This is a genomic window from Terrimicrobium sacchariphilum, from assembly GCF_001613545.1.
GTDB lineage: Bacteria > Verrucomicrobiota > Verrucomicrobiia > Chthoniobacterales > Terrimicrobiaceae > Terrimicrobium > Terrimicrobium sacchariphilum.
The window spans coordinates 407,956-432,623 of record NZ_BDCO01000003.1 but is presented as its reverse complement, the minus strand read 5'-3'; the positions used below and the strand labels follow the sequence as shown (position 1 = coordinate 432,623).

20 protein-coding genes are annotated in these 24,668 nt (G+C 60.9%); 6 read left to right on the top strand and 14 right to left on the bottom strand.

Features of this window, described 5'->3' with window-relative positions; genetic code table 11:
- The 13 genes from TSACC_RS19630 to TSACC_RS19570 form a co-directional block, all read right to left on the bottom strand.
- Positions 1-624 carry a pilus assembly FimT family protein gene (locus tag TSACC_RS19630; RefSeq protein WP_153811546.1) on the bottom strand — a complete coding sequence of 208 codons (624 nt, stop codon included), beginning with the start codon at positions 622-624 and terminating at the stop codon, positions 1-3.
- The gene (locus tag TSACC_RS19625; RefSeq protein ID WP_075081152.1) at positions 602-1,399 is read right to left on the bottom strand and encodes a PulJ/GspJ family protein; all 798 of its coding nucleotides are present in this window, start codon (positions 1,397-1,399) and stop codon (positions 602-604) included. Before TSACC_RS19625 ends, TSACC_RS19630 begins: the two co-directional genes overlap by 23 nt.
- Positions 1,392-1,949 (bottom strand): hypothetical protein, encoded by a 558-nt coding sequence (locus TSACC_RS19620; RefSeq protein WP_153811545.1) that lies wholly within the window; start codon positions 1,947-1,949, stop codon positions 1,392-1,394. The genes TSACC_RS19625 and TSACC_RS19620 overlap by 8 nt, the downstream gene beginning before the upstream one ends.
- 11 nt (positions 1,950-1,960) lie before the next feature.
- Positions 1,961-3,835, bottom strand: coding sequence for a PEP-CTERM sorting domain-containing protein (locus tag TSACC_RS19615; protein ID WP_501211791.1), 1,875 nt, complete (start codon positions 3,833-3,835; stop codon positions 1,961-1,963).
- Between the two features lie 64 nt (positions 3,836-3,899).
- Entirely contained in the window at positions 3,900-5,450 is a 1,551-nt protein-coding gene (locus TSACC_RS19610) for a Type 1 glutamine amidotransferase-like domain-containing protein (RefSeq protein WP_075081149.1), read from the bottom strand.
- Complete coding sequence (locus TSACC_RS19605) at positions 5,447-6,697, bottom strand: dicarboxylate/amino acid:cation symporter (protein WP_084400749.1); 1,251 nt, start codon at positions 6,695-6,697, stop codon at positions 5,447-5,449. The genes TSACC_RS19610 and TSACC_RS19605 overlap by 4 nt, the downstream gene beginning before the upstream one ends.
- A 37-nt stretch (positions 6,698-6,734) precedes the next feature.
- Complete coding sequence (locus TSACC_RS19600) at positions 6,735-7,895, bottom strand: threonine synthase (RefSeq protein WP_237764036.1); 1,161 nt, start codon at positions 7,893-7,895, stop codon at positions 6,735-6,737.
- Positions 7,896-7,905: 10 nt separating this feature from the next.
- Complete coding sequence (locus TSACC_RS19595) at positions 7,906-9,144, bottom strand: M14 family metallopeptidase (RefSeq protein ID WP_169809719.1); 1,239 nt, start codon at positions 9,142-9,144, stop codon at positions 7,906-7,908.
- A 143-nt stretch (positions 9,145-9,287) separates the two neighbouring features.
- On the bottom strand, positions 9,288-10,925 hold the full coding sequence (locus TSACC_RS19590; RefSeq protein WP_153811544.1) for an esterase/lipase family protein: 1,638 nt from the start codon (positions 10,923-10,925) through the stop codon (positions 9,288-9,290).
- Between the two features lie 15 nt (positions 10,926-10,940).
- The gene (locus tag TSACC_RS19585) at positions 10,941-11,933 is read right to left on the bottom strand and encodes an Lnb N-terminal periplasmic domain-containing protein (protein WP_075081458.1); all 993 of its coding nucleotides are present in this window, start codon (positions 11,931-11,933) and stop codon (positions 10,941-10,943) included.
- 31 nt (positions 11,934-11,964) lie between these two features.
- A complete protein-coding gene (locus TSACC_RS19580; RefSeq protein ID WP_075081144.1) occupies positions 11,965-15,015 on the bottom strand; it encodes an efflux RND transporter permease subunit in 3,051 nt (1,016 codons plus the stop codon).
- Between the two features lie 17 nt (positions 15,016-15,032).
- Positions 15,033-16,148: an efflux RND transporter periplasmic adaptor subunit gene (locus TSACC_RS19575; protein WP_084400690.1), complete on the bottom strand. Its 1,116-nt coding sequence runs from the start codon at positions 16,146-16,148 to the stop codon at positions 15,033-15,035.
- Between the two features lie 116 nt (positions 16,149-16,264).
- Positions 16,265-16,825 carry an HdeD family acid-resistance protein gene (locus TSACC_RS19570; protein ID WP_169809718.1) on the bottom strand — a complete coding sequence of 187 codons (561 nt, stop codon included), beginning with the start codon at positions 16,823-16,825 and terminating at the stop codon, positions 16,265-16,267.
- A 144-nt stretch (positions 16,826-16,969) separates the two neighbouring features.
- Here TSACC_RS19570 and TSACC_RS19565 point away from each other — a divergent pair, with 144 nt between their 5' ends.
- The 5 genes from TSACC_RS19565 (at position 16,970) to TSACC_RS19545 (ending at position 20,315) form a co-directional block, all read left to right on the top strand.
- Complete coding sequence (locus TSACC_RS19565; RefSeq protein WP_075081141.1) at positions 16,970-17,494, top strand: hypothetical protein; 525 nt, start codon at positions 16,970-16,972, stop codon at positions 17,492-17,494.
- Positions 17,491-18,777 carry an OprD family outer membrane porin gene (locus tag TSACC_RS19560; RefSeq protein ID WP_075081140.1) on the top strand — a complete coding sequence of 429 codons (1,287 nt, stop codon included), beginning with the start codon at positions 17,491-17,493 and terminating at the stop codon, positions 18,775-18,777. Before TSACC_RS19565 ends, TSACC_RS19560 begins: the two co-directional genes overlap by 4 nt.
- Before the next feature lie 84 nt (positions 18,778-18,861).
- Positions 18,862-19,323: a hypothetical protein gene (locus TSACC_RS19555; protein WP_075081139.1), complete on the top strand. Its 462-nt coding sequence runs from the start codon at positions 18,862-18,864 to the stop codon at positions 19,321-19,323.
- Positions 19,324-19,366: 43 nt separating this feature from the next.
- The gene (locus TSACC_RS19550) at positions 19,367-19,789 is read left to right on the top strand and encodes an EF-hand domain-containing protein (RefSeq protein ID WP_169809717.1); all 423 of its coding nucleotides are present in this window, start codon (positions 19,367-19,369) and stop codon (positions 19,787-19,789) included.
- Between the two features lie 7 nt (positions 19,790-19,796).
- Entirely contained in the window at positions 19,797-20,315 is a 519-nt protein-coding gene (locus tag TSACC_RS19545) for a hypothetical protein (RefSeq protein ID WP_075081137.1), read from the top strand.
- Positions 20,316-20,374: 59 nt separating this feature from the next.
- Here TSACC_RS19545 and TSACC_RS19540 read toward each other — a convergent pair whose 3' ends face one another.
- On the bottom strand, positions 20,375-23,074 hold the full coding sequence (locus TSACC_RS19540; protein WP_075081136.1) for a cation-transporting P-type ATPase: 2,700 nt from the start codon (positions 23,072-23,074) through the stop codon (positions 20,375-20,377).
- 151 nt (positions 23,075-23,225) lie between these two features.
- Between TSACC_RS19540 and pyk the strand changes: the two genes are divergently transcribed.
- Complete coding sequence (pyk, locus tag TSACC_RS19535) at positions 23,226-24,662, top strand: pyruvate kinase (RefSeq protein ID WP_075081135.1); 1,437 nt, start codon at positions 23,226-23,228, stop codon at positions 24,660-24,662.
- The last annotated feature ends 6 nt before the right edge of the window (positions 24,663-24,668 follow it).

Below are 24,668 nucleotides of genomic sequence, written 5' to 3'. Positions count from 1 at the left end.
CTAGTGAACGACGACAACCTGCCCGGACGGACCAGACACCAGCACGGATTTGAGATCGGAGCTGTTGTTATGTGCGACAAAGGGAACCTTGATCCAGGCCGGAGACACATCGCCGCCCAGCAGCGCCTCACCCTTGGGCGAGAAGCCAATCACGTATTTCGCAAAATCCACACTCCGCCGCCCGCTGGTCGTGACTACAGGCCAGTCAAGGGTCGAGGCCGGAGTGGAGTCGCCTATGACGGTGGCATTCGGGTCTGGCTCGGAGGAGAACCGAACCCCCTGAACGTTCAGATTGCGGCGGAGCGGCATGAGATTGTCCGCCGAGAGGTCTGAGGACCCATCTTTACTGGCCAACTCGACCACGCAAATCTGAGGCGATCCGTTATTGAATGCGGTGACGTCGGCCACGCCGACCCACACCCACGTGCTGAGCTTCATGGCCGACTGGCGGGCGTGCTCCATCACGGTGGATACATCGTTCACAGCACGCGTGGTACCTGTCGCCCCCATGATCGAGGACACCGCAGGGGTCACCATGACGGTGAGCACTGAGATGAGCGAAACCACCGTGAGCAACTCCACCACGGAAAAGGCGGAACGTTTAGATAGATATGGTTTGTTCATAGATGCGGATTCCTTCCCGAACGCTCTGGGGGAGGTTCGCTATGACACCGTTCCACTTTGCCGAAGGGCGATCATTGGCGCCTGGCTTCGCAAACTGCGATGCCAGGGAATCCCTCTCTCCCTGCGTCAACCGTGACGCTGCCTTTCTGTCGATCGCCACCACGCCGATGATCAGGGCGCGAACGCTGGCCCAATCTGACGGCGGCTGGCTTGAGATCGTGCCGTTCCATTGCTGGAAGCAAATCTCATACCTGATAATACTGGGGGAAATCTGCTGCGTGTCGCCCGCTGCGATGGCGGTCGAGGCGGCGGTATCCGACAAGGGCAAGAGCTTGCCGACATCATCCCCCCATCCAAATGGGCGCACCGTACGCGATAGGGAAGGCATCTCCGGCCACTGGCCAAAGGAAGGCTGGTCGGTCGCGGGCGACGAAACACCATACTTCACGAGCGAGAGCTTACGGGGAGCGGCCGGACTCGTGCTCCCGGAAACAGGAGCAAAGAAATACAACTCATCGTTGATATTTCCTGATCCTCCCTTGTTGACGAAAATCCCGGAGCCTCCGGTATGAATGGTCTCGCGAAGATCAAACTCTACCCGCTGCAATGCCGTGATCGCCTGCCGAAGAACCTCCAGTCGCCGCTGGGAAAGGTCGCTGGTGCTGCTCACCGACCCGAGCACCTGCATGAGCAAGCCCATGAGGAGGATAAATACAGCAGTGGCCGCGAGAAGCTCGACAAGCGTGAAGGCTCCGTTGGAACGGGGTTTATCCACGATTGAACTCCAGGGTTGTCTCCACGAAACCTCGGGCGTTTTTGAGGACCGGCGAGTCCGCGCTTCCAGTGATGCTCGCACTCCCCGGCCAGGCGACGAGGGCCTTGAGACGATACGGGGCGTAGATGCCCTGGGCGGATGTCGGGGGCGTGATCCAGTAATGCACGACATACGTCTGCCCGGATGTCGCTACTTCACCCTGTTCGTCGACCCGGATCGAGCTGGACGGCTGAGAGACGCCCGCCCCAGACGCTGGAAGCTGCAACCCGAACCGCGCGCCCCTAGTCAGCGTACTGGTGGAGCCGTCGGGAAGCCGACCCAGACCGCGAAATTCATCGGATACCGCCGCGAGAATATGCGCCGCCTGCACTTGATCGACGGCCTGACGCTCCTGGGTGAGGCCGATCTGAAACAAGCCCAGCAGCGCCACGAGGCAAAACGCCACGAGACCGATCGCGATGCATGCCTCCACGAGAGAAAAACCAGCCTCACGCCCGCCCATGAGCGGGCGGACGTGTGACGTGTTTCGGTTTGGATCAGGCAGCAGCATCCTAACGATTCTTAAAGCCGGAGGAACCGGCGCTTGTTAGCAATAAGCAGGAATGCGGCCAACCCAAGCAGCACCATCGTATGCGGCTCGGGAATCGCACTCACGGCAAGATCGCCACTCAGTTGGTCAAACGAATAGTCCTGCCCGGCAATGGATCCGGTCCACAGCGTGGCAAACTCGCCAACGCCCTGCGAGAGGCTTCCCAGCAGCGTAGCGCCAGAATACACCGTGATTGCCGTAAAGTCTCCAGCCTCCGTGCCAAATCCGAATAGATCGTAAATACCGTCTGCATAAAATCCCTGCGCCAGGGTCACCCGCAGTTCGCCAGCATAGGAAAGGACAGCAGCCGTATCTACTGCTCCATAATAGACACCTGACAAATCTGCGACAGTTAATGGCCCCAGCGACAGATCACTATCAAATGAGAGTGCCGCCCGGTAACTGCCGGCATCCGTGCCGCCTGCGCGCAGGACGGACTGGGTTCCGAGCAGCAACGTCCCTACGACGTGGCCGGTGCCGGACAAGGTCTGCGTCTCCGATCCACTCAGGTAGGTGCCATCCCCCACGGTGTACGCTCCCCCCGCCGCCTGGCTGACATCCAGGATGCCCTGCTTGTCGACCTGAATGACGGAGGATTTTTGAAATCCGCCGCTCTCGATAAATTGCAGCGTTCCCTGATGCACTGTTGTTTGGCCGGTGAAGCTGTTGCGGACACCGTTTCCAGCAATCACCACCCCGGCCTTGGTGTAGAAGGTTCCACCACCCGTGAGGTAAAGATTCCCGGTCCCGCGGACTCCAGTCTTGGTGTCGAGGTCAGGGTTGCCAACTCCTGAGCCATCGGCACTAATTTCAATAACTGCTCCATCGATGTTGTTATTGTCCAAAGTCAATGTAGCGGACCCCTCAATGGTGAGGGCCGAATACAATTCCTTCTTCACGGCGCTGCCGTTTTGAATCACGCGCTTGCCGGTTCCATCGGCAACATTGACCAGATTTTTAGAGGAAGGAGTGAGGCGATTGCTGTCTGAGCCGGATGCTCGCTCCAGAGAGGTAAATATAAAGACAGCATCTTTACTTGAGCCTGCGAGTCCAAGATTCAACGCTCCTTCGCCCAGTGGGCTGGTGGAATTCGTTCCATGCGTTCCCCCAGCAACGTTCAGCGTCAGTTTGGCATCTTCAATAGTTAGACCTCCATTCATCTGACTGGTGCCGTTTCCCGAATTGAAATCGGAATAGTCGATAACCCACGAACCCTTATTCAGAATCAATGAACCACCAGTGGTTCCACGAAGTCGCGCGTCGAGACAAAAATCGCTGCCTGATTCATTGACGAACGTGGTATTCGCCGTCGCGATCATGACGGGTACACCCACCTGATTTTTTGAAGCCGTGTTGGAGGAAGTATTGTTGGCGTACAAACCATTGACTCCAGCTCCCGACTGCACCCATAAGCCAATATTGGCGGAAGCCAGATCGCCGGTCAGACCAAGACTGGAACCGAGCACGGTAGAGATGGTTATAGCGTTGTTGTTTCCGATTATGGAAACACCTCCACTGCCACTCGTTTCGGTTCCGAAAACCAGAGCGCCTACGGTCTTGAGCTTGTCGATCTGCACAGTGTTGTAGATTGTTCCTGGCGCAGAAAAATAGATTATCGAATTCGCGTCGAAGGTGATGCTGTTGTTGACCCAGTTGTCCGTACTGCTCCATGCAATATTCCCTGTACCGCCATCCCAGGTGTAGTTGGCGGCTTTGAGTGATCCGGTTGATCCTCCGGCTATGGCGGCAATGGCCAGGAGCCGGGTGAGATATCCTCCCTTTTTCCCTCGGGAGGCGTTTGGCAGCGTGTGTGTCATTTTGGTCTTTTTTCCCTCATTGTTAATCACGATCAATTAGATCGTTATTAAATTCCAGTCCTTTTTTTGTCATCAGGAAGGCTCCCTGATATTTCTACGGATTAGCTGGCGTGTCCCTTTTTGCGACCCAGAGCACAGCCGACTGCAAAATGCTTTCCAGACCCGGTGTCCGCTCCGGGTGAGGGCTGCTCAGAAACACCCTTCCGTTCCCGAATGGCGCGCTGATCATCGCTGACGTCCCTTTCATAACCCCTTCAGGCGCACCTTTTTTTGCAATTTCCGTCTCGTAAACGGCCAGTTCCGTATAGGATGGCAGATCGGCTTGAGAATCCCTGGCCAGCAAGGGACCCTGGTTGTAGCGGATCTGCACGACGGGTGTTTCCTGACGCAGTTCGGTTTTGCCCTCGTCAGTAAAGCGGATCTGCACGTCACCTCCTCCACGCGCCCAGTGCTCCCGGTCCACCACGCGGGCATTTACAATACGGAGATAATACGGACGGTCCGACGCGGCGAGATAGGCGCCGGCACAAATACCGACATAACCCCCGCCCTTGCGAAGAAACTCGCGGATCTTCTCCTTGCCATCATCGCCTAGAGCCTCCGCCTGGAGCGACGCCCGGCCTCCGCCTTGGGCGATCACATCAAAATTGGACAACACTCCCTGACGGATTTGGTCGGCAGTCACGCGCTCGAGGTGAAACTTTTCCGGCAACGTCCCGAGGCACCCCTCGATCAAATCCGGGGCTTTCGGGCTGCCCTCATCGGCATAGATCGCCACCCTCACGGTGCCGGGATCTTTCGCCGTGGTCCCCTGGTCGCCCGCCTGCTCCGAGACGAGATCAATGGGATGGCGGCTGCCGAGATCGAACGCACCGCCGGATTGCAACTCGAAGGACCGGTCCTTGCCCACCTCCCGGGCGGTAAAATGAGCGTATCCTGCGCCGATCACATCGGCGCGATCCTTGCGCACAATGATGCCGGTTGATTCATCGAGGCCGATGCCCAGGAGATTGGGATGAGCCTCGAGGACCTGCAGCATGTCCTCAGCCCGGCCACGAGTGTTCACGTGCTGGTCGACTGCGGTGTTCTTGAGAAACCCGAAACCCTCCTCGTACCCCGCAGCCATGAGAACGCTGTTACCGGAGCGGGCTCCGCGCAAAAGGTACGACGCCTGAATGGATGCGCCCGCAGAGCTGCCTCCCACGACGCCACCGCGATCAAGGAGGTTGAAGATTTCCTTCTCCGTTTTTGTATTCAGATAGGAATCCACCAGCCTCCACTGGCGACCGCCGGTAATCCAGACTGCCTTTGCCTCACGGAGGGGCGCGGTAAACTCGTTGGAATTTGCCTTTGTGCGATCGTCGGTGTGCAAAAGTGTGAGATGAGTGGCTCCGAGTGCCTGAAGTTCCTGGAAGTCTTTGTTATCCGCGCCATTCTTCGGGCTGGCCGTGGTGATGACGACGATAGGCGCGTCCTTGCCCCCCGCGAGGTCGAGAAAGGTGGGCCAGATGCTGGTTTTATCCCCTCCTCCGACGACGAGGAGCGTTCCGGCGGTGGGGCCGGTCACAGGAGTTGCCGTGTCTGTGGCGGCAGCGAATACACTGGCGGAGGAGATGAACAGAATACTGGCGATGAGGTTTCTCATGTGGACTTGAATAAAGGTTGCGGACCGTAGGCTGAGAGGGCCTGGTCCTGATCAAACTCGCCCTCCCATTTGGCGACCACGACACTGGCGAGGCAGTTGCCGAAGACATTCACGGCGGAGCGCCCCATGTCGAGGATGGCATCGATACCGATGAGAAGCGCCGCGCCCTCCAGAGGAAGGCCAAAGGTGTGCAGGGCTGCGACAAGGACGACGATGGCGGCGCGAGGCACGGCGGCGACGCCCTTGGAGGTGACCATGAGCGTAAGCACCATGAGAATCTGCTGCCACCATGTCAGCGTGACGCCAGTGACATTCGCCGCGGCCTGCGAGATGAAGAGGATGGCGACCGTGAGATACACCGCCGCGCCATCAAGGTTGAAGGTGTATCCCGTAGGGAGGACAAAACCTACGATGCCCTTGGGCACGCCAAACCGCTCCATGGCCTGAAACGCCTTGGGCAGTGCGGATTCGCTATTCGTCGTACCAAAGGCGACGAGGCACGGCTCCTTTACCGCACGGAGAAAAGGCATCACCGGGATGCGAAAGATCAGCATGACCGAACCCAGCACCAGCGCGAGGAATGCGATAAATGCAAGATAGACCGTCCCGACCAGCGCGCCGAGACTGAGGAGGATGCCGGTGCCATTTTTCGCTATGGTGAAAGCCATGGCTCCCGCCACGCCAAGAGGGGCGAAGAGCATCACCAGCCCGGCGAATTTAAACATCACCTGCGTGAGGCCCTCGGTAAATTTCAGGATCGGCTCGCCTGCCTTGCCCGCGAGGGACAGCGCGATGGCGAAAATCACTGAAAACGTCACGATCTGCAGCACGTCACCGCGAGCCAGCGCATCAAAAACGCTCGTGGGAACAGCATGCAGGACCATCTCGGCGACAGTCTGGGGCTTGCCCGCCGGCACACCGGAAACGGCGGCCGTGGCGTGAAGAGCGACGTGCTGGCCGGGGCGAATGACATTGGCGAAGACCAATCCGACCAGAAGCGCGATGGTCGTGATGACCTCGAAATAAATAATGGACTTGAGTCCGATGCGGCCGACGCGCTTGAGATCGCCGCCGCCGGCGATACCCTGGACGATGCTGGCAAAGACCAGAGGCCCCACCATCATCTTGATCAGGTTGAGAAAGATGTCCTTGAGCAATTCCCCGTGGAGGGCGATGGCGGGGAAAGCCCAGCCGAAGACTCCGCCCAGGATCAGACCAATGAAGATCTGCACGCTCAGTGAAGGCATACGCCAGCTGCGCGCGGAGGGAATTGTCAATTCCGCATCAGTCATGGAAGCACTCGAGGTATTTCACCCCGGCTCCGGTATTGAAGATCACGGCCTGTTCGTCAGCCCGGATCACATTTTGAGCGCGCAGATGCTTGAGCGCCGCATAGCAGGCGGCTCCCTCCGGGGCGGCGAAGATGCCCTCGGCCGAGCCGAGTTCGCGCACGGCCTGAATCATTTCTTCATCGGGTACGGCAACCACTCCGCCACCCGATGCCCTCAGAGCGTCGAGCATGAGGAAATCTCCGATGGCCTTCGGGACGCGCAGTCCAGAGGCCTTTGTCGCCGCGTTGGGGAATTCGTCTGCGAAACGCTTGCCCTCCTCAAAGGCCCGCACGATCGGCGCGCAGCCGGAGGCCTGGATGGTATAAAGGCGCGGACGCTCGGAGCCGATCCATCCCATCTGCTGCATTTCGTCAAAAGCCTTCCACATGCCGATGAGACCGGTGCCCCCGCCCGTGGGATAGAGCACGGCGTCGGGCAGCTTCCAGTCTAGCTGTTCGGCGAGTTCATACCCGAGTGTCTTTTTGCCCTCGACGCGAAAAGGTTCCTTGAGCGTGGACACATCGAACCACCCTTCGGCGGCCTTGCGCTTGGCGACCTCCATACCGCAATCGGTGATGAGGCCGTTGATGAGCGTGACATGCGCGCCGGTCTCGCGGCACTCGATGATGTTTGCCTGCGGCGTGTCCGCCGGCATGAAGATGTGGGCCTCGATCCCGGCTCGCGCGGCATAGGCGGCCAGTGCACCAGCGGCATTGCCGGCGGAGGGAACGGCGAGTTTCTTGAGGCCATACTGCTTGGCCATCGAGACCGCGCCGGTCATGCCACGAGCCTTGAAACTCTGCGTGGGATTCTGTGATTCGTCCTTGATGTAAAGGCGCTCCATCCCGAGCTTCGCGCCGAGGCGCGGCACGTGAAGCATGGGAGTCCAGCCTTCGCCAAGCGTGACGATATCCTCATCCTTGCGCACGGGCAGCACCTCGCGGTACCGCCAGAGGGACTTGCCACGCGTGGTGAGCGACTGCGGAGTGAGCGTACGGGCCGCTTCCTTCAAATCATAACGAGCAAACAACGGCTTGCCGCAGGAGGTGCAGAGATTCTGCGGCACCCCCATGTCGTGATCCAATCCGCAAGCCGAGCAATACAAACCAGTCATACTCATAAATCTAGTCCCCCAGGCGCGAAGCAGACTCCCTCGGGAGCAACTCCATGAGAGCCACCGCGTCGGCCTCCCCGGCCTTGCGGATGACCTCGCGGTCCGTGTCGTGGGCAAATTCATGAGTGACGCTGGCGGCACCGAGGTCGCGCATCCAGGTCGTGGCATTTAGCTTTTTGTCGCGCGTGGCGGGACTCACCTCGATGGGAACCGTCCTGCCAGGCGTAAGCGTTTTCACGCGGGCAAGCCACTTGCGCATGAACCGGTCGGGTTCCTCGAGCTCCGAGTCGGGCTTTTTGCTTTTTACATCCGGGCGCGGATAAAAGACATCCTTACGCGTCGAGTGATAGTCGATGAAGAAAGGCATTTGCTCCTTGGCCACGGAACGGGCGCGCAGGATTTCATCGCGCAAAACGACATCCTCCTTCTGCTCAAAGCTGCCCCAGTCTCGATTGATGTCGACGCCGTTGACATTGAAGCGCCAGTGACCGGCGTTCACGCCGTCGGGATTGGCCAGCGGCATGACGAGCACGCGGTACTGCTTGCGGAAGGACTGGGCGAGAGCCGAGTCACCAGCGATGGTTTCGACGAAGGCCTGGAGTCCCAGGGTGCCAGTAACCTCCGGCGGATGCTGGCGACCGAGGACGACAACCAGCGGAGCATCGGGAGGCGCCTCGGTGATTTCCATCTTGCGGATGGGTCGACCCTGGGTGGATTCACCGATTTGCGCCGTAGCGATGAAGGGCTTTTTCGCAAGTCCGTCGATCCACTCGTTGAAATCGGATTCCGTGAAAAGCTCCTGCGCCGAGACCCACAATGGTTCAGGCCCGACATCGAGACGCAACACCACGCCCCGGCCGTCGGAGGCCTTGCTTATCGAGGTCTCGGGCAGTAGTTCCCAGGTCCGCCGGTCATGGCTGATCCTGGGAGCAAAGAGATGGCTCTTGCCATCCGTATAGGTGAGGGCGACGGAGACGCGCCTCTTGCTCTGGGAGGAAATCTTGAAGGCATACCATGACTGGTCGTTGCTCATGGGGCGGACCTCCGGGGCAATGGTGGCGGTGAAGACTCCCTCCCCGCCCGAGGTCACCGCGTTAAGCCGACCACCTTCGAAATTGCTCGTGATGGTGACACCATCTTCATCGAAATCGACGATCCGGTTGATTTTTTCCGATGGACTCCCTGCGCGCCCGTCAGCAATCAGGACGCCTGCAACAACCCAGATTCCAAGATACCTTGATACCCTCATCGGAAGTAAACCCTGACGCACCATCCCGCATCCAGGGATTTTCCACATCGGGGAGCGACCCTGATTTCGCGGAACGCATTTTTCGCGAGTCCCGGATGCCCGTGATACGGCATGCCGGAGAGCGAACCGCCGGGAGACAGAGGCTACTCGCTGACGTCGTGCAGAAGGATACGACGGATCTCGCGAGTCGTCTCGGGATTCTGCGGAGCGCTGTGATCCGTAGGAACGATCTTTTCGGAGATGGCGTTGGGCAGATGTGCAGACCAGTAGGGTACAATACCATCCGTACTGTCGGGAGAGTCGCCCTTGCCCCGGTCCCCGATGATGGAGTGCTGAGGAATGTCCTGAGCAAAGGGCAGAGTCTCCACTGCCTCGAGGACTGGTGAGCCAGACTTGAGGAAACGAATGCTATTTGCCGGGAGAGTGAAGAGACCAGCCAGGTCCTCATTCATTGCGTCGACGAGCACCTCGCGATCCCGACGGCTAAAGGTTCGCGGCAGCTGAATGAAGCGGATGGCCTGAAGGATAACGGGGTTGTGGGGGATGGGGCTGCCGCGATGTGGGGTCGTCACGTAAACCACGCGACCGATGTCCTTGCGCGGCTGGAATTTTACCATATCCTTCACAAGGCTGCGCGCCTCGGGACTGATATCCAGATCCTCCAGTGACTTATCGGAGAGAGAGGCCCAAAAGCTCCTGCCCGGCTCGCGGACCGTGAGACTGGAAATGAGTCCGCCCATGCTATGGCCGACGAGAATGATGCGGTGGAGATTGGGCTGGCGTCCGTTTTTCTCCAACTCCGAGTGGAATCTGTCGAGGTCGCGCCGAAGAAGCATCGAGGACTGCCAGATCGGGAGGCCGGAGGGATAGAAGAAGAACCAAAACTGATAGCGCTTGCGAATCTTGGGATCGGCCATGAGCCCATTCAGCACCTGAGTCCAGGCCTCGGGCCGGGAAAAGAGGCCATGGACGAGGATGACCGGAATGCGATTGGGATCGTAGAGCTGAAACTGGAAGAGCCCGGCATTGGGCAGAAAGTGGCGGGTGAAAAGAAGGCCGGGGATGTCGAAGGGTCGATTCGGCGTGCGGGAGAGGGTCTGGGCGATAGCGGCGGAAAAATCTGCAGCGAGCGGCCATTTTTTCCCCTCAACTTCGGCGCTATTTTCGTTCAGGCGGTTGATAAAGCAGAGACGGGCTTCGCCCTTCTCAAAGGCAAGGAGGGCGGTGACCGGTACAGAAATCCCTGCGCGAGAGACACCCGGCTGATTCTTGAGAAAGGCCGAGTCCTGAAAATAGCAGAAAACATAGGGCACCCCCACCCCCGCCTCGGTAGTGCGGGCGCGCAACCCTCTCAGGCGCACAGAGCTTGCGAGCAGGATGGAACTGGCATCGGCCGGATCGAGGAGATTTTTGCCCTTGCGATCAACCAAAAGGCGAAACTTTCCGCCCGCACCAGACACCTCGCGCCCAGCAAATCCTCCGTCCTGTATGGTCGCCACGACCTGACTGACCGCAGCGGAGTAAAGCTCGATGTCACGACGATTGCCCGCGGCCATTCCCGGAAATGCGGCCTGCGCAGCGCCAAGAGCGAGGGAGAGCCGCTCAGCAGGACGCACATTGCGAGGCTGACTGCGCAGGAGAAGTTCCTGGGCACGCAAAGTCGGAATTTCCGACATATTACCGACTCCCGCAGCCCGTCCGACTTGGGTGAAAATCGCCAGGGCCAGAGCGCAAACGACCATCGTGCCAGGCGCCCAGCAAAGTACGGGTCGAGATGTCATACCATCCATTGCCGTCTAGAATCCCACCCGACCCTTGCGGATATCCTGCGAAAAGCTGGGAGAGTCATTGGCCTCCTGGGCGGCCTTGTTGATCAGGGCCTGCGCCCGGAGTTCCTCGAAGGTGAGTCCGTCAGATACCAAAGCACCCCGCTCAAAAAGCATCTGGTCGCCTTTGCCGTTGATCAGCATGCGCCAGTCCCACACGGACCGCAGGGCGCGCTCGCGCTGGGAACGGATGGCCGTGGTGCAATTGGCAAAAACGGCATTGTACCAGCGAGGGCGCTGGTGGAGAGAATTCAATACGGTGATGTACTCCAGGAAGCGCTCGCGGGCTTCATCCGGCGTAAGCGTGGTGCGGTAGAGGTAGACATCCTCACCTGGTCGGAAGTTCGTTCGCACGCGCACGAGGTCCTTTTCATCGCCGACGACATAAACAAGCTCAAACTGCCGGTACAAGCCGCCAAGGGCAGAAAACCCCTCGCCCACCTCGCGGCGGATTTCGATGGAAATGGCGATCGGCGGGCCATCGGCAAATTGGAAGCTGGCGATAGGATGCGCCATCAACTCGGAGCCCCAGAAGTTGATATACAGATCTCCCTCGGTAAGCTGGGAGAGCCGCACGGTGCGCGTCTCCCAACGCGGGGTGAAATCCGTGGCGGTACGGTAATCGAAATTACGCACGTTGTGAATCGTGACCACGTCGCCATCGATCTCCGCCCAGGCGGTGCGGTCCACCTCGGGCTGCCAGTCGCGGTCGTTGCTTGGCTGAAGCGTAAGCCACCAGGCGGTGACGATGGCGAAGGCGGCGAAGATCACGCCGACCTTCCTCCACGCTCCTCGAGTGCGCCAGGCGATGACGATGGCCGCGAGGGGATAAAGGATCGCGGCAGGCGTCCTCAAAGTGGCCCAGGGCAGGTCAAAGTACAGCGCGCCGATCGCCCAGAGCAGGCAGAGCAGCACGACCGGCCACGCCAGGATCAGCAGCAGAACGTTGAGGACTTTTTTCATCTTCCGAAACAAGGCGAAGGGATCAGTCCAGTCACGTTGTCGGGCGGAAACGGAAGAAGATCACGTACAGGGTCGGCACTACGAGGAGCGTCAACACCGAGGCAAAAAGAAGCCCGACGATGATCGTGACGGCCATGGCGCCGAAGAACACATCCACGGTCAGCGGGATAAGTCCGAATACAGTGGTGAGCACCGCCATGAGCACGGGGCGCACGCGGCTGACCGAGGCGTCGATGACGCTGTCCCACTGGTCCTTGCCGGATTTCAGCTGGGTGTTGATCTCGTCGATGAGGACGATCGCGTTCTTGATGAGCATGCCGGAGAGGCTGAGCGCGCCGAGCAAGGCCATGAAGCCAAAGGGTTGCTGGAAAGTGAGCAATCCCACGACGATGCCGATGAGGGATAGCGGCACGGTGAGCCAGATGATCGCGGTGATGCGCAGCGAGTTAAAGAGACAGACCACGATGAGCACCATGAGCAGGACAAAGATCGGCAAGGTGCCGGCCAGCGCCGCCTGGGCGTTGGAGGAGTCCTCGTGCTCGCCGCCCCACTCCATCTTGTAGCCGGGAGGCAGCTTGATCGCCTCGATCTGCGGACGGATGCGGTCAAACAACGTGCTGGCCAGTCCACTGCTCTGGTCAGCATGGACAGTTATGGTCGGCATGCGGTTGCGGCGCATGATAAGCGGGTCCTCCAGCTCGGTCTTGAACTCCGAGACGATCTGGCGAATCGGAATACCCCGGCCCACGGTGGGGCTGAATATCTGAATATCACGAATCGCATCCGGATTGCTGCGCTCGCTCTCGGGAGCGCGTGCGACAATGGGAATCAGGTCATCACCCTCGCGGTAGACGCCGATGCGTCGGCCGCTCGTGGCGGAGGCCAGAGCCGCGCCGAGATCGGAACGGGTGAGGCCGACGAGTCGAGCCTGGGCCTCGGAGAATTCCGGGCGAATGACAGGCACCTCCTCGCGGGCGTCGATGCGCACGCCCATCGCGCCGCCATCGGCGCGCAGGATGGTCATGGCCTGGTCGGAGAGTTTGCGAAGTTCTGCGTAATCCGGACCGGAGAAGCGGATCTGGATGCGTCCACCCTCGCCGGGGCCGAGCAGGAAGCGCTTGGTGATAATGAGCGAGTCGGGAAATTTCGCGCTGAGCGCCTTTTGCACCTCGGGCTGTACGCGGTCGATGGTCGAGTGCTGGTCGACATCGACAATGAACTGCGCGTAGGCGGAGTCAAAACGCTCCGGCGCGTAGGTGAGGAGGAAGCGGAGCGCGCCCTGCCCGACGCAGGTGGTCACATGCGTGATGCCGGGAACCGTCTTGAGATACTCCTCCATCTCGGCGGCGGTCTTTTCCGTCGCGTCGAGGCGCGTGCCCACGGGCGACCACGCGTCGATCATGAACTGCGTGCGGGTCGAGTTGGGGAAGAAGCTGTTCTCGACGAAACCAAAACCCCAGACAGAGAGCCCGAGCAGCGCGACCATGACGAGGACGGTCACCCACTTGAAGCGCATGCAAAGGACGAGGATCTTCTTGTATCCCTGGTAAATCGCACCGGCGTAGGGGTCCTTTTGCTGAGCGCCGTCGGATTTCTTGCCCGCCTTGAGAAAGAGGAAGCAGAAGAGCGGGGTGATGGTGATGGCGGTGATCCAGCTCAGGAGCAGCGAGATCAGGAGCACGTCAAAGAGGGAGCGGCAATACTCGCCGGTCTTGTCGTCGGAGAGGCCGATCGCGCCAAAGGCGAGCACCGCGATGGCAGTGGAGCCGAGCAGCGGCACGGCGGTCTGGCTCACGATGTCCTTCGCGGCCTTCATGCGATCGACGCCCTTCTGGATGGCGATGAGCATGCCCTCGGTGATGACGATGGCGTTGTCCACCAGCATCACGAGCGCGATGATAAGCGCCCCGAGCGAAATACGCTCCAGGATGAGACCCTGCGACTTCATCACAATGAAGGTGCCGCAGATGGTGATGAGGAGGATGGAGCCAATGATGAGGCCGCTGCGCAGCCCCATGGCGAGGAGCAGTACGACGATGACGATGACCACCGACTGGCCGAGATTTGCCACGAAGGCATTGATCGACTCGGTGACGGTATCAGCCTGGAACGAGACCTTGTGCAGTTGGACGCCGAGCGGAATCTGCGAGCCGAGCTGGCTGATTCGCGCCTGGACGGCTGCGCCCATGGTCACGACATTGCCACCGCTGACGGTCGAGATGCCGAGGCCGATGGCGGGCTTGCCATCGTAGCGCAGGATCGTATCCGGCGGCTCGCTGTAGCCGCGGCGCACGGTGGCGATATCGCGCAAATGAACGAGGGCGTTCTCCTCCGTGCCGTGGCGAATGATGAGGTTCTCAAAATCCTCCACGCTTTGAAATTCGCCGGTCGGACTCAGAGCCACGCGGAATGAGCCAACATCGGCCTGGCCGCTGGGAACGACGAGGTTCTGCTCCCGGAGGGCGGCGTGTATCTGCTCCGGACTGATGCCGAGCTGGGCGCTGCGGTCGCGGGAAATCTCGACGTAGATCGTCTCCTGCTGGACGCCGAAGAGCTCGACCTTTTGCACGTCCTTGGCGAGAAGGAGTTCGCGCCGGAGGAGCTTCGCCACCTCGTAAAGCTGGGCGTAGGAATAATCGTCCCCGGTGATCGCGTAGAAGACACCGAAGACATCGCCAAAGTCATCGAGAACCAGCGACGGCCCAGCTCCGGGCGGCAACTGGCGCTGCACGTCATTGACGCGGCGACGGAGTTCGTCCCACACCTGAGGGAGCTCCTTCGCGCCGTACTGGTCCTTGATGGTGACCGTCACCGTGCTGCGGCCGCGCTCGGAGCGCGAAACGACGCGATCGACCTGGCCGAGCTGCTGGGCGGCGCGCTCGATGAGGTCGGTGACTTCGTCGGACACTTCCTGCGCCGTCGCGCCAGGATACGGCGTGATGATGAGGGCGTCCTTGATGGTGAACTCGGGGTCTTCGAGCCGGGAGAGATTGAGATACGCTCCCACGCCCAGCACCACCATGAGGATGGTGAAGACCCAGGTGATGGTGCGATTGCGAATGGATGCCTCGGCGAGATTCATGCGAGTGCTTTCCGGCGTTAAGGCTTGTGAGTCTCGAAGCGCTGCACGGTCATGCCCTCATCGAGAAAACGAACGCCGGAGGCGACCAGATCGTCGCCCGCCCTGAGATCCGTCGAGCGCACCTGCACGGAGTCGCCCGTGAGGGCTACCATCTCGACGGGAATGCGGGAGACCTTGCCCGTTTGTTCATCCCAGCGCCAGACCCAGGTCGTGCCCTCCGAGGTCAGCAGGGCGCGGAGGGGAATTTGAAAGAGGCCGGGTTGCGCGATGGGAGTGCCATCGGGATTGCGGAAACGGAGTGAGACCGTGCAGGTCATGCCGGGGAGGATGTTGCGGTCCTCCGGCGGGTTCAGGTTGAAGGAAACGAGGAAGGTGCGGGAGGCGGGATTTGCCTGGGTGGCGAAGGAGCGCAGGGTCAGCGGAAAGCGCTCGCCGGGCACGGCGGCAAACTCGACATAGGCCTCGATGAGGCGATTTGCTTCCTCGGCAGTGGCGTTGCGATTCACGATGGCCATGAGGGCCTCGGGAACCTGCACATCGATGTCGAGGGTCGAGATATTCTGAAGCAGCACGACGGGTTCGCGGGCCTGGACGTTCTGGTGATTGCGGACGAAGCGTCGGGAGATGCGGCCCTTGATCGGAGCCACGAGCCTGGTGTCGTCAAAGGCGCGCTGGGCGGTGCGGAGACTGGCCTCGGCGCGTTCAAACGCCTCGCGCTGGCGGTCGAGCTCGCTCTGGGCGATGACATTGCGCTGGCGCAGCGTACGCTGGCGATCAAACTCCTGCTGCGCCGTCCGGAAGGTCGTCTGGGCGGCATCGAGGGCGGCGCGGAAGTCGGCGGGATCAAGTTGCCCGACCAGATCGCCCTGGCGGACGACCTGTCCGTCAAAGACCGGAAAATCGATCAATCGGCCCGAGACATCGAAGGAAAGGCGGACATTATCCTGCGGAGTCACCTCGCCCGGGAAGCTGCGGAACGGCGTTTCGTCAGCTTCCGGCAGCGAGAAGATCTTAACCGGAGGTGTCGCGCTGACCGGAGTTTCGGCCCGTTTCTGGCATGCGCTCACCGACACTAGCAATGCGGCGAGCAAAGACCCTGTTTTTAGGAGATTGGCAGTGAACGACGGAAGCATGGCAGGAAAATTCCGCGCCACTCTTGCGGAATAGCCATGGGTGCGCCAGCTAAATTACCCTAAGGATTCCGCCGGACCAAGCAGGCTCGGAAGGCCTGAAATCGCTACCTGCCGAATTAGGCTGCAGCCGACTTGGGGGCGGCGAATCCCATGGAAAGCAGTGAGATGCCCCAGAAGAGCGAGTTGATTCCATAGAACAAGCCGATCACCCAGGCCGAGTCATTGGGCCAGCGGGAGTAAACCATCACGCCGAGGACCAAGGCGGCAATGCCGCTGATCAACGTCCAGACCCAGCCGGCATGCTCCCGCATCTTGAACGCACCGATGATGACCGAGACGCCCTCAATGATGAGGAAAATCGCGAGGATCAGCGTGATCACGGCCACGCTGGAGGCGACACAGGCGAGCAGCACGATACCGGCCACGATGCGGAACAGGGCGAGAACGCCGTCAAGGACACGGTGCGCGACGTGTTTGCCAAAGATCGCGAGCGCCAGGGAGATGCAGCCGCTGATCAGGATGAAGGCGGCGAGAAACTGCGCGAGCACGATGGAGAACAGGAAAGGAGACCCCATGGCAAAGAAGCCGACGAAGACGGAAAGGAAACCGGCAAAGATCAGCCACCCCCGGCTTTTTGAAAGTGCCTGCACGGGAGAGGAGATGGAGGAGTCGGACATGGGCGGGATGCTGGCCATGAGGGCGCGGAAATGCAAGCGGCTTGTTTTCTGTCGAGACAGCCCGGCGAGAACCCCTTAAGCTGCGCGCCGCATGAAACCCGAATCCCGGCGGTCCCGGATCACAGCAACCCCGTCTTTCCAGCCATGAGCGAAGCCCCGGCCACCTTGAGCGTCGAGGTGCGATCCCTCGACGAGATGCTGGATGCCGACGGTTCGCCGCTGCTGGAGCTGCGCATCCACCCGGATGTCGCACGGTCCCTGCGCACCCATGCCGAGCGACTCCACGCCAAGACCCCTGTCGAGATCGAGGTCATCGTCCCCGGAGAAGACCTGTCGCGCCGCACCGAGGCCGAGACAGCGATTCACTGGCACTTTCACGAGGAGGAGATCGACGCGGGAGAGGAGTTGAGGGAACTCGGGCGCAAGGGATTCTGGAATGTCCTGATCGCCATGGTGGTGGTCGCGATCTTTGTCTGCCTGAGTGAGGCTGTGCTGCGACTCGGCGAAGGACGCATCGTCTCCGTCTTGAGCGAAAGCCTGATCATTGTCGCCTGGGTGACGCTCTGGGGACCGGCGGAGACGCTGCTCTTTGCCCGCTTCCCCGTTCATCGCAGGCGGGCGATCGCCCGGGCATTGTCCCAGGCCCCGGTCAAGCTCCGGGCGCGATGAGGAAGGTCGCGGCCGTTTTGCTGGCGACGGCCCTTTGCGTCTCGTTGGCACGGGCGCAGAGTTTCCTCTTTGACGACACGGAGCCCCCGGAGGAGGTCAGCGACCTGCCGACGCCCTTCTCGCCCATCAGCGAGGTGGAGCCCGGCACGGCGCTGAAAGGGCTCTCCGAGGACTCCTTTATCCGCGATACCGCGCTAAGTCTCCGCCCGAGGTTCTATTACCGCTCGGTACGTAACAGCCTCGGCGTGCAGGATACTTTTGCAGGCGGCGGCGCGGTGGACCTGACGACGGGATGGTGGAAGGGATTTCTGCGCATCGGGGTGACCGGCTATACGACCCAGCCGTTGGTCGCGGTGAAGAACAACAACCGCTCCGGGCTGGTGGAGTCCGATGGCGACGGCTTTTTCACCCTCGGGCAAGCCTGGGTGAAACTCCGCACGGGACCAGCCACGGCCACACTCTACCGCCAGACGCTGAACTTGCCATTTATCAACATGAACGACGCCCGGATGATCCCGAACACCTTCGAGGCCTACCAGGTCAGAGCCGAGGTCTGGCGGGATGTGCAGGTCAATGCCGGGTACATCACGCAGATGAAAGGCCGCGACACGCCGGATTTCGTTCCCATGTCGGAGGTCGCCGGAGCGCCGCAGGTGGATCGCGGGACGGCCTTCGCCGGGTTCGTCGCCGGAAAGGAAACCGATGCCTATCTCGGCGCGATGAGCCAGCTCACACCGGACCTCTTCTGCACCAGCTATGTGCAGACAGGATACACATGGAATGTCACTGACCTGTTTGAGCTTCGGGGCGACCTGCAATTTGCCGACCAGCGGAGCGTCGGAGCGGAGTATGTCGGGAGCTTTGCCACCCAACTCTACGGCGGACGGCTCAGCGCGAGCTATGGCGGGGCGCTCTTCTCCTTTGCCTATACGAATACGGCGAGAGATTCCAACCTGCGCAACCCCTTCGGCGCAGACCCGGCTTTCAACATGCTCATGATTTCGGACTTTGCCCAGGCGGGCGAGCAGTCCTATGGCTTCGGGATCAGCTACAACTTTGCCAAGATCGGCCTCTCCGGGCTGACGGCTTTTTCCAACTATGTCTACGGAGCTCTGCCGCAGGGAGACTGGGAGCAGGAGATCAATGCCACGGTGGACTATCGCATCCTCAAGGGCCCGCTGAACAACCTGTGGCTGCGCCTGCGCTATGCCTTCAATGAGCCGGGAACCGGAGTGCCCGTGGAGGACTTCCGGGTGATCCTTAACTACACCTTTACCTTCTAGGAGCCTGCCCGAAACCGGCGAAATAGTCTGAGAAATTCGTAACTATCAGCTTGAGCATGGCATCGAATCCGGCAGCATCACGCCATGCGATCCCTCCTTTTCTCCCTGGCCGCCCTGGCGGTCAGCCTCACGTTTTCCGGTTGCCTCACCACCACAGTCGCGGACTCCGGCGGTCCGGGTTCGGTGACTGTCCCGAATAGCAACTGGGTCTCCATCTCGGCCGCTGCGAATGCGGCCTTTGCCCAGCACGGATACACGCCGACTCCAAGCAGTTCCATGGATACGCTGGCTTACGACAAGCCCGCGGGGGCTTTTGGGCAACTGATGTATGGCAGCTATGGGCAAAGCACCACGTATCGTGTGCATGTGCAGATCGTCCAGATCCCGGGAACGAACGACTACCGCCTGATCCCGCGTGTTTCGCGCGTTAACAATGCCGGAAGCGCTGGGTTCGAGAGCAAGACGCGTATGATGGGCTTCTGGGCCGGACAGTTTGGCCCGATCCTGAAGCAGGTGGCCGAGCAAGCGGGTAATGCCAACGGCTAGATTGCAGTTGCCCGAGGCAAAGCCTTTCCAGTATCCCGAGTCCATGGCGACCCCATCTCCCGTGCGCACCGCATTTCTCGCAGGCTCCGTGGCTTTCGCGGCAGCTCTTCTTTCCAGCTGCCAGACTGAGCCAAAGAACCCGGCCGACTGGCAGGTGCCATTGACGCTCCAGACCTTTCCCCCCGCCTACGCGGACAAGGTGCTGGAGGTTGCCGACAAGAACCATGACGGCGAGGTGACAATGGTCGAGTGGACCAATGCCGGCGGCGACCAGCGGACCTTCCTGATTGCGGACCAGAACCGTGACGGGAAACTCGAGCGCACGGAACTCATCCGCCTCGGGTCCAACGTCCAGGTCTTCGACTTCGTCCGCCGCTACTCGGATGCCAACAAGGACGCCCAGCTCACGCCTCGGGAATTCCGCAACTCGAGCGGCGTGACCGTACTGCGCATCCCAACCCGCTAAACCGGCCATGACACGTTCGCTCCTCCTCTCTGTCGCCGCCCTGTTTCTGACCGCAATCGGCACCCGCGCAGCGGAGCCGGGTTCCGCGCGGCAAGCGCTCGATGCGCTGCCCGCAGCCTACCGCAACGGTGTGGTCTGGGTTTCTGCCGACAACGCCAACCCGAACCCGGCGCAGTGGTACATCACCGCGCGCAATACGGGCAGGGGCGGCGGGCATGTGAACATCATCGTCGCCCGGGGGCGCATCATCTCGGAGCGGCCGACGCTGAGTCCGCGCGCCATTACGCGCCAGCTTTCGCCGATCAACCTCCGAAACGTGCGGTTCAACTCCACCGATCTCTGGAAAGAGGCAGGCCGGTTTGCCGGGAAGCGCGGGCAAAGCCTCGGCTCGCTCAGCCTTCAGCTCCAGCAGCGCGGGGCCAATGCCACGCCGATCTGGTCGGTCTGGTGCTACAACCAGCGTGGGAGCTACATCGGGTTCTTCTCCGCACTCGCCACCACGGGCGAGATCATCGAGCGCCGGTAAGGCCTCTGTACAATCTGAAGCTTTCCGAAAAGCCGGGCCGCACGCGAGCCCGGCTTTTTTCATGCCTTGGCGGGAGCCACCCGGGCGAAAACCTGACGCACGAGCAGCTTTTCCAACTCCACCAGGACGAAAAACGCCACTCCGCCAAGGAGCAGCCATTTCCAGAGCGAGACGGGAAGCGGCACGCTGCCGAAGATCGTGTTCATGAACGGTACGTAGGTGAAGAGCATCTGAAGGACGGCGACTCCGGCGATGGACGCCGGGATCAGCCAATTCCCGGTCAACGCCTTCCACGAGAAGCAGGACTCATAGAGAAAGCGGCTGTTGATCAGGTAAAACACCTGGCCGATGATCATGGCATTCACCGCCGCCGTGCGGGCCAGCTCGATCGTCGCGCCATGATGGGTCAGCCAGTAAAAGGTGCCGAAGGTGAAGACGAGCAGGAGCACGGAGATGAAGATGAGCCGCCACAACCCAAACCGGCTGACCAGGGGCTGGCTGATCGGTCGCGGAGGACGCAGCATCACGTCGTGCTCGTGGGGTTCGAAGGAAATCGCCAGGGCCAGGGTGACGGAGGTCACCATGTTGATCCAGAGGATCTGCGGAGGCGTCACCGGGAGCATGAGCCCGAGGAAGATGGCGGCGAGAATGGTGAGGGCCTGGCCGCCATTGGTCGGGAGCATGAAGAGGATGGCCTTCTCGATGTTGTTGTAAACCGTGCGCCCCTCGCGGACGGCGGCGCTGATCGAGGCGAAATTGTCGTCGGCCAGTACCATGTCGGCGGCCTCCTTGGAAACCTCCGTGCCCTTGATGCCCATGGCTACGCCGATGTCGGCCTGCTTGAGCGCGGGAGCGTCATTCACACCGTCGCCGGTCATGGAGACAATTTGCCCGCTGGCCTGCATGGCGCGGACGAGGCGGAGCTTGTGCTCGGGGCTGGTGCGGGCAAAGACATCGATGCGGCGGCACTTGGCCTCCAGCGCATCGTCGTCCATTTCCTCGATCTGGGTGCCGGTGACGTAGGACTTGCCATCGCCGATGCCGAGCATACGGGCGATGCTCGCCGCCGTGATGGCGTGGTCGCCGGTGATCATGGTCACGCGGATGCCGCCCTCGTGGCATAACCGTACAGCCTCGACGGCCTCCTCGCGCGGAGGGTCGATGATGCCGGTGAGGCCGAGCAGGACGAGCTCGCGGCTCAGCCCGGCGGGGGTAAAGCTCGCCTCGTCGACCGTGGTCTCCGGCAGCCAGGCGAGGGCGAGCACACGCTGGCCCTTGCTCGCGATCTCCTCGTTCTTCTTCTCCCAGTAGGCGCGGTCAAACGGAGCGGTCTGCCCGGAGTCGAGCTGTTGGAGCGCGCAGAAATTCATCACGACATCCGGAGCGCCCTTCACGAACACCACCGAGCCATGCGCGGTAGCCATGAATTTATGCTCCGATTCGAAAGGGATCATGTTCGTGCGCGGGGAGGCCGCGGTTTCCTCCGCTGCGTCGAGACCGGCCTTGGCGGCGAAGGGGAGCAGCGCGCCCTCGGTGGGGTCGCCCGTGAGCTTCCAGACCCCGCCCTCCTCGTGAATGGAGGATTCGTTACACAGAACGGAAGCCCTCGCCATAGTCTTCACCACGGGACTGGTCGCCGGAGCGCCGTCCCGCAGGATTTCGCCCTTTGGGGAATATCCGTCCCCGGTGACATCGTAGACCGCCTCCGCGGTGGCGGCCGTGCAGACCACCATTTCGTTGCGAGTAAGAGTTCCGGTTTTATCCGAGCAGATGCGGGAGACCGAGCCTAGCGTCTCCACCGCAGGCAGGCGGCGAATGATGGCGTGGCGGGAAGCCATACGCTGTACACCGATGGCGAGCGTTATGGTGACAATGGCAGGCAAGCCCTCGGGAATCGCCGATACCGCGATGCCGACCACGGCCTTGAACATGTCGACGAATGGTTCGTCGAGGAAAAGACGCCCGTAAGCAAAAGTCAGCGCGCAGACAATGAGAATGATGACGGTGAGGATCTTGCCAAATTTCTCAATCTGCCGCAGCAGCGGGGTCTCCATCGTCTCGACGTTGGAGAGCATGGAATTGATATGCCCCAGCGCGGTATCGGCCCCCGTCGCGACCACGATGCCGCGGGCTCGCCCTGAGACGACCAGTGTGCCGGAATAGGCCATGCTTTTGCGGTCGCCGATTTGCGCTTTGGCGTCCATCGGCTCGTCGGTTTTTTCGCTCGGTACGGATTCCCCCGTAAGCGCAGCCTCCTCGACGCGGAGGTTTTTCACCTCACAAAGACGGATATCGGCGGGAACCTTGTCGCCAGACTGCAGCAGCACGACATCGCCGGGAACTAGCTCCTCGGCCGGCACCATGCGCTGATTGCCGTCGCGGATGGTCATCGCCTCCGCGGAGAGCATGTTGCGGATGGAATCGAGCGCCTTCTCGGCCTTGCCCTCCTGAATGAAACCCAGCAGGCCATTGATAAAGACGACGCCAAAGATCACTGAGGCATCCAGCCACTCCCCAAGCAGGAGCTTGCCGAGTCCCGCCGCGATAAGGACATAGATCAGGACATTGTGAAACTGGAGGAGGAATCGCATGAACGGCCCCTTTTTGCCCGCCGCCGGGAGGCGGTTCTCACCGTATTCCTGAAGACGCTGGGGGATTTCCGTACCGACGAGACCGGAATCAAGGTTGGTGCCCAGTTTATCAACGACTTCCTCACGAGAAATCGCGAACCACGAAACGTCGCCGTTTACGGTTTTCACTAGGTTTCACTAAATGCCCGAAATACCCCCCGGCTGGCAAGCCGTCGATTTCATCGACATCGCCCCGGCCACCGGAACAGAAAATCCGTCACAACAATGAGCTTGTCGCTCAGGTCTCTTCAACGACACTTGGCCGCACCTCATAGCCGCCATGCCTCTGCCCAAGCACAAAACCAAGATCGTCGCGACGATCGGTCCGGCCTCGCGATCCCCGGAAATGTTGTCCCAACTGATCCAGGCGGGGATGAATGTCGCCCGGCTCAACTTTTCCCACAGCGGATTCGAGGAACATGCCGAGGTCATCGAGCGCATTCGCGCGGTGTCCCGGGAACTCGGCAAGCGGGTCGCCATCATGGCCGATCTGCCAGGGCCGAAAATGCGCCTCGGCCAGATCGACCCGGAGCCGATCGAACTCGTACCCGGCGCGCCCTTCATTCTGACGACCGAGGACGTCGTCGGAGACAGCCGCCGGGTGTCGATGACCTTTGAACAACTGCCGCACGTGGTGAAGGCGGGCGACCGGCTCTTTCTCAATGACGGCCTCTCCCAGCTCATCGTCGATCATGTCGAAGGCAATGACGTCCATTGCGTCGTCGCGGTGGGCGGTGAATTGCGCTCACGCAAGGGGCTGAACCTTCCCCGCATCAATCTCGGGATCAGTGCATTCACGGAGCACGACCGCGCCTGCCTGAAGTTTGCCCTGGAGCACGGTGTGGACGCAGTGAGCCAGTCCTTCGTCGAAAGCGCAAAGGATATCGAGGCCGTACGCGCCGCCGCCCGCGAGATGGGATATGATCCTTTTGTCATCGCCAAGATCGAGCGGACCGAGGCCGTGGAGCGATTTGATGAGATCATCGAGGCCGCCGACGGCATCATGGTGGCGCGCGGCGATCTCGGGGTGGAGATCCCCATCGAGGAGATCGCCATCGTGCAAAAACAACTCATTGCCCGGGCCAATCTGGCGGGCAAGCCCGTCATCACCGCCACGCAGATGCTGGAGTCGATGACGACCACGCGCCTGCCCTCGCGCGCCGAGACGACCGATGTGGCCAATGCGATCCTGGACGGAACGGATTGCGTCATGCTCTCGGGCGAGTCGGCGGTCGGCAAGTTCCCGGAGGAATCCGTCGCCATGCTGGGACGCATCGCGGCCTTTACCGAGGCCAATCGCCCGGGCGACTTTCTCGATCTCCAGCGCGCGAAACTCCGCCGCTCGGGTTCCGCGCTCGATGTCATGGCGCGGCTGGTGGATGCAGCCTTCGAGGCGGCGACCTGCGATGCCGTCATCGCCCCCACCCTTTCCGGAGCCACGGCCCGCGCGGTCGCTCGGTTTCGCATGCCCTTCTGGATCGTCGCCCCGAGCGAAAATCCCGCCACCTGTCAGACGCTGGCTTTTTCCTACGGCGTGCATCCGGTCAATGTCGTGGAATACCCGCCGGACTGGCGTCCCTTTGCCGAGCAGACCTTGACCGGCCTCGATCTCCCGCACCACCGTATCCTGATCATCACGGGACCGTCGAAAGTCCACCCGGACATCAATCGCCGCCTGGAGCTTCTCGTTTGCGGCGACCAGGACACAACCAATTAACGACTC

Bases quoted from the DNA above. Each gene is read 5' to 3' on its own strand.
- TSACC_RS19630 (WP_153811546.1), bottom strand. From the start codon at position 624: ATGAACAAACCATATCTATCTAAACGTTCCGCCTTTTCCGTGGTGGAG.
- TSACC_RS19620 (WP_153811545.1), bottom strand. From the start codon at position 1,949: ATGCTGCTGCCTGATCCAAACCGAAACACGTCACACGTCCGCCCGCTC.
- TSACC_RS19610 (WP_075081149.1), bottom strand. From the start codon at position 5,450: ATGAGAAACCTCATCGCCAGTATTCTGTTCATCTCCTCCGCCAGTGTA.
- TSACC_RS19605 (WP_084400749.1), bottom strand. From the start codon at position 6,697: ATGCCTTCACTGAGCGTGCAGATCTTCATTGGTCTGATCCTGGGCGGA.
- TSACC_RS19600 (WP_237764036.1), bottom strand. From the start codon at position 7,895: ATGACTGGTTTGTATTGCTCGGCTTGCGGATTGGATCACGACATGGGG.
- TSACC_RS19595 (WP_169809719.1), bottom strand. From the start codon at position 9,144: ATGAGGGTATCAAGGTATCTTGGAATCTGGGTTGTTGCAGGCGTCCTG.
- TSACC_RS19590 (WP_153811544.1), bottom strand. From the start codon at position 10,925: ATGACATCTCGACCCGTACTTTGCTGGGCGCCTGGCACGATGGTCGTT.
- TSACC_RS19585 (WP_075081458.1), bottom strand. From the start codon at position 11,933: ATGAAAAAAGTCCTCAACGTTCTGCTGCTGATCCTGGCGTGGCCGGTC.
- TSACC_RS19580 (WP_075081144.1), bottom strand. From the start codon at position 15,015: ATGAATCTCGCCGAGGCATCCATTCGCAATCGCACCATCACCTGGGTC.
- TSACC_RS19575 (WP_084400690.1), bottom strand. From the start codon at position 16,148: ATGCTTCCGTCGTTCACTGCCAATCTCCTAAAAACAGGGTCTTTGCTC.
- TSACC_RS19570 (WP_169809718.1), bottom strand. From the start codon at position 16,825: ATGTCCGACTCCTCCATCTCCTCTCCCGTGCAGGCACTTTCAAAAAGC.
- TSACC_RS19565 (WP_075081141.1), top strand. From the start codon at position 16,970: ATGAGCGAAGCCCCGGCCACCTTGAGCGTCGAGGTGCGATCCCTCGAC.
- TSACC_RS19560 (WP_075081140.1), top strand. From the start codon at position 17,491: ATGAGGAAGGTCGCGGCCGTTTTGCTGGCGACGGCCCTTTGCGTCTCG.
- TSACC_RS19555 (WP_075081139.1), top strand. From the start codon at position 18,862: ATGCGATCCCTCCTTTTCTCCCTGGCCGCCCTGGCGGTCAGCCTCACG.
- TSACC_RS19550 (WP_169809717.1), top strand. From the start codon at position 19,367: ATGGCGACCCCATCTCCCGTGCGCACCGCATTTCTCGCAGGCTCCGTG.
- TSACC_RS19545 (WP_075081137.1), top strand. From the start codon at position 19,797: ATGACACGTTCGCTCCTCCTCTCTGTCGCCGCCCTGTTTCTGACCGCA.
- pyk (WP_075081135.1), top strand. From the start codon at position 23,226: ATGCCTCTGCCCAAGCACAAAACCAAGATCGTCGCGACGATCGGTCCG.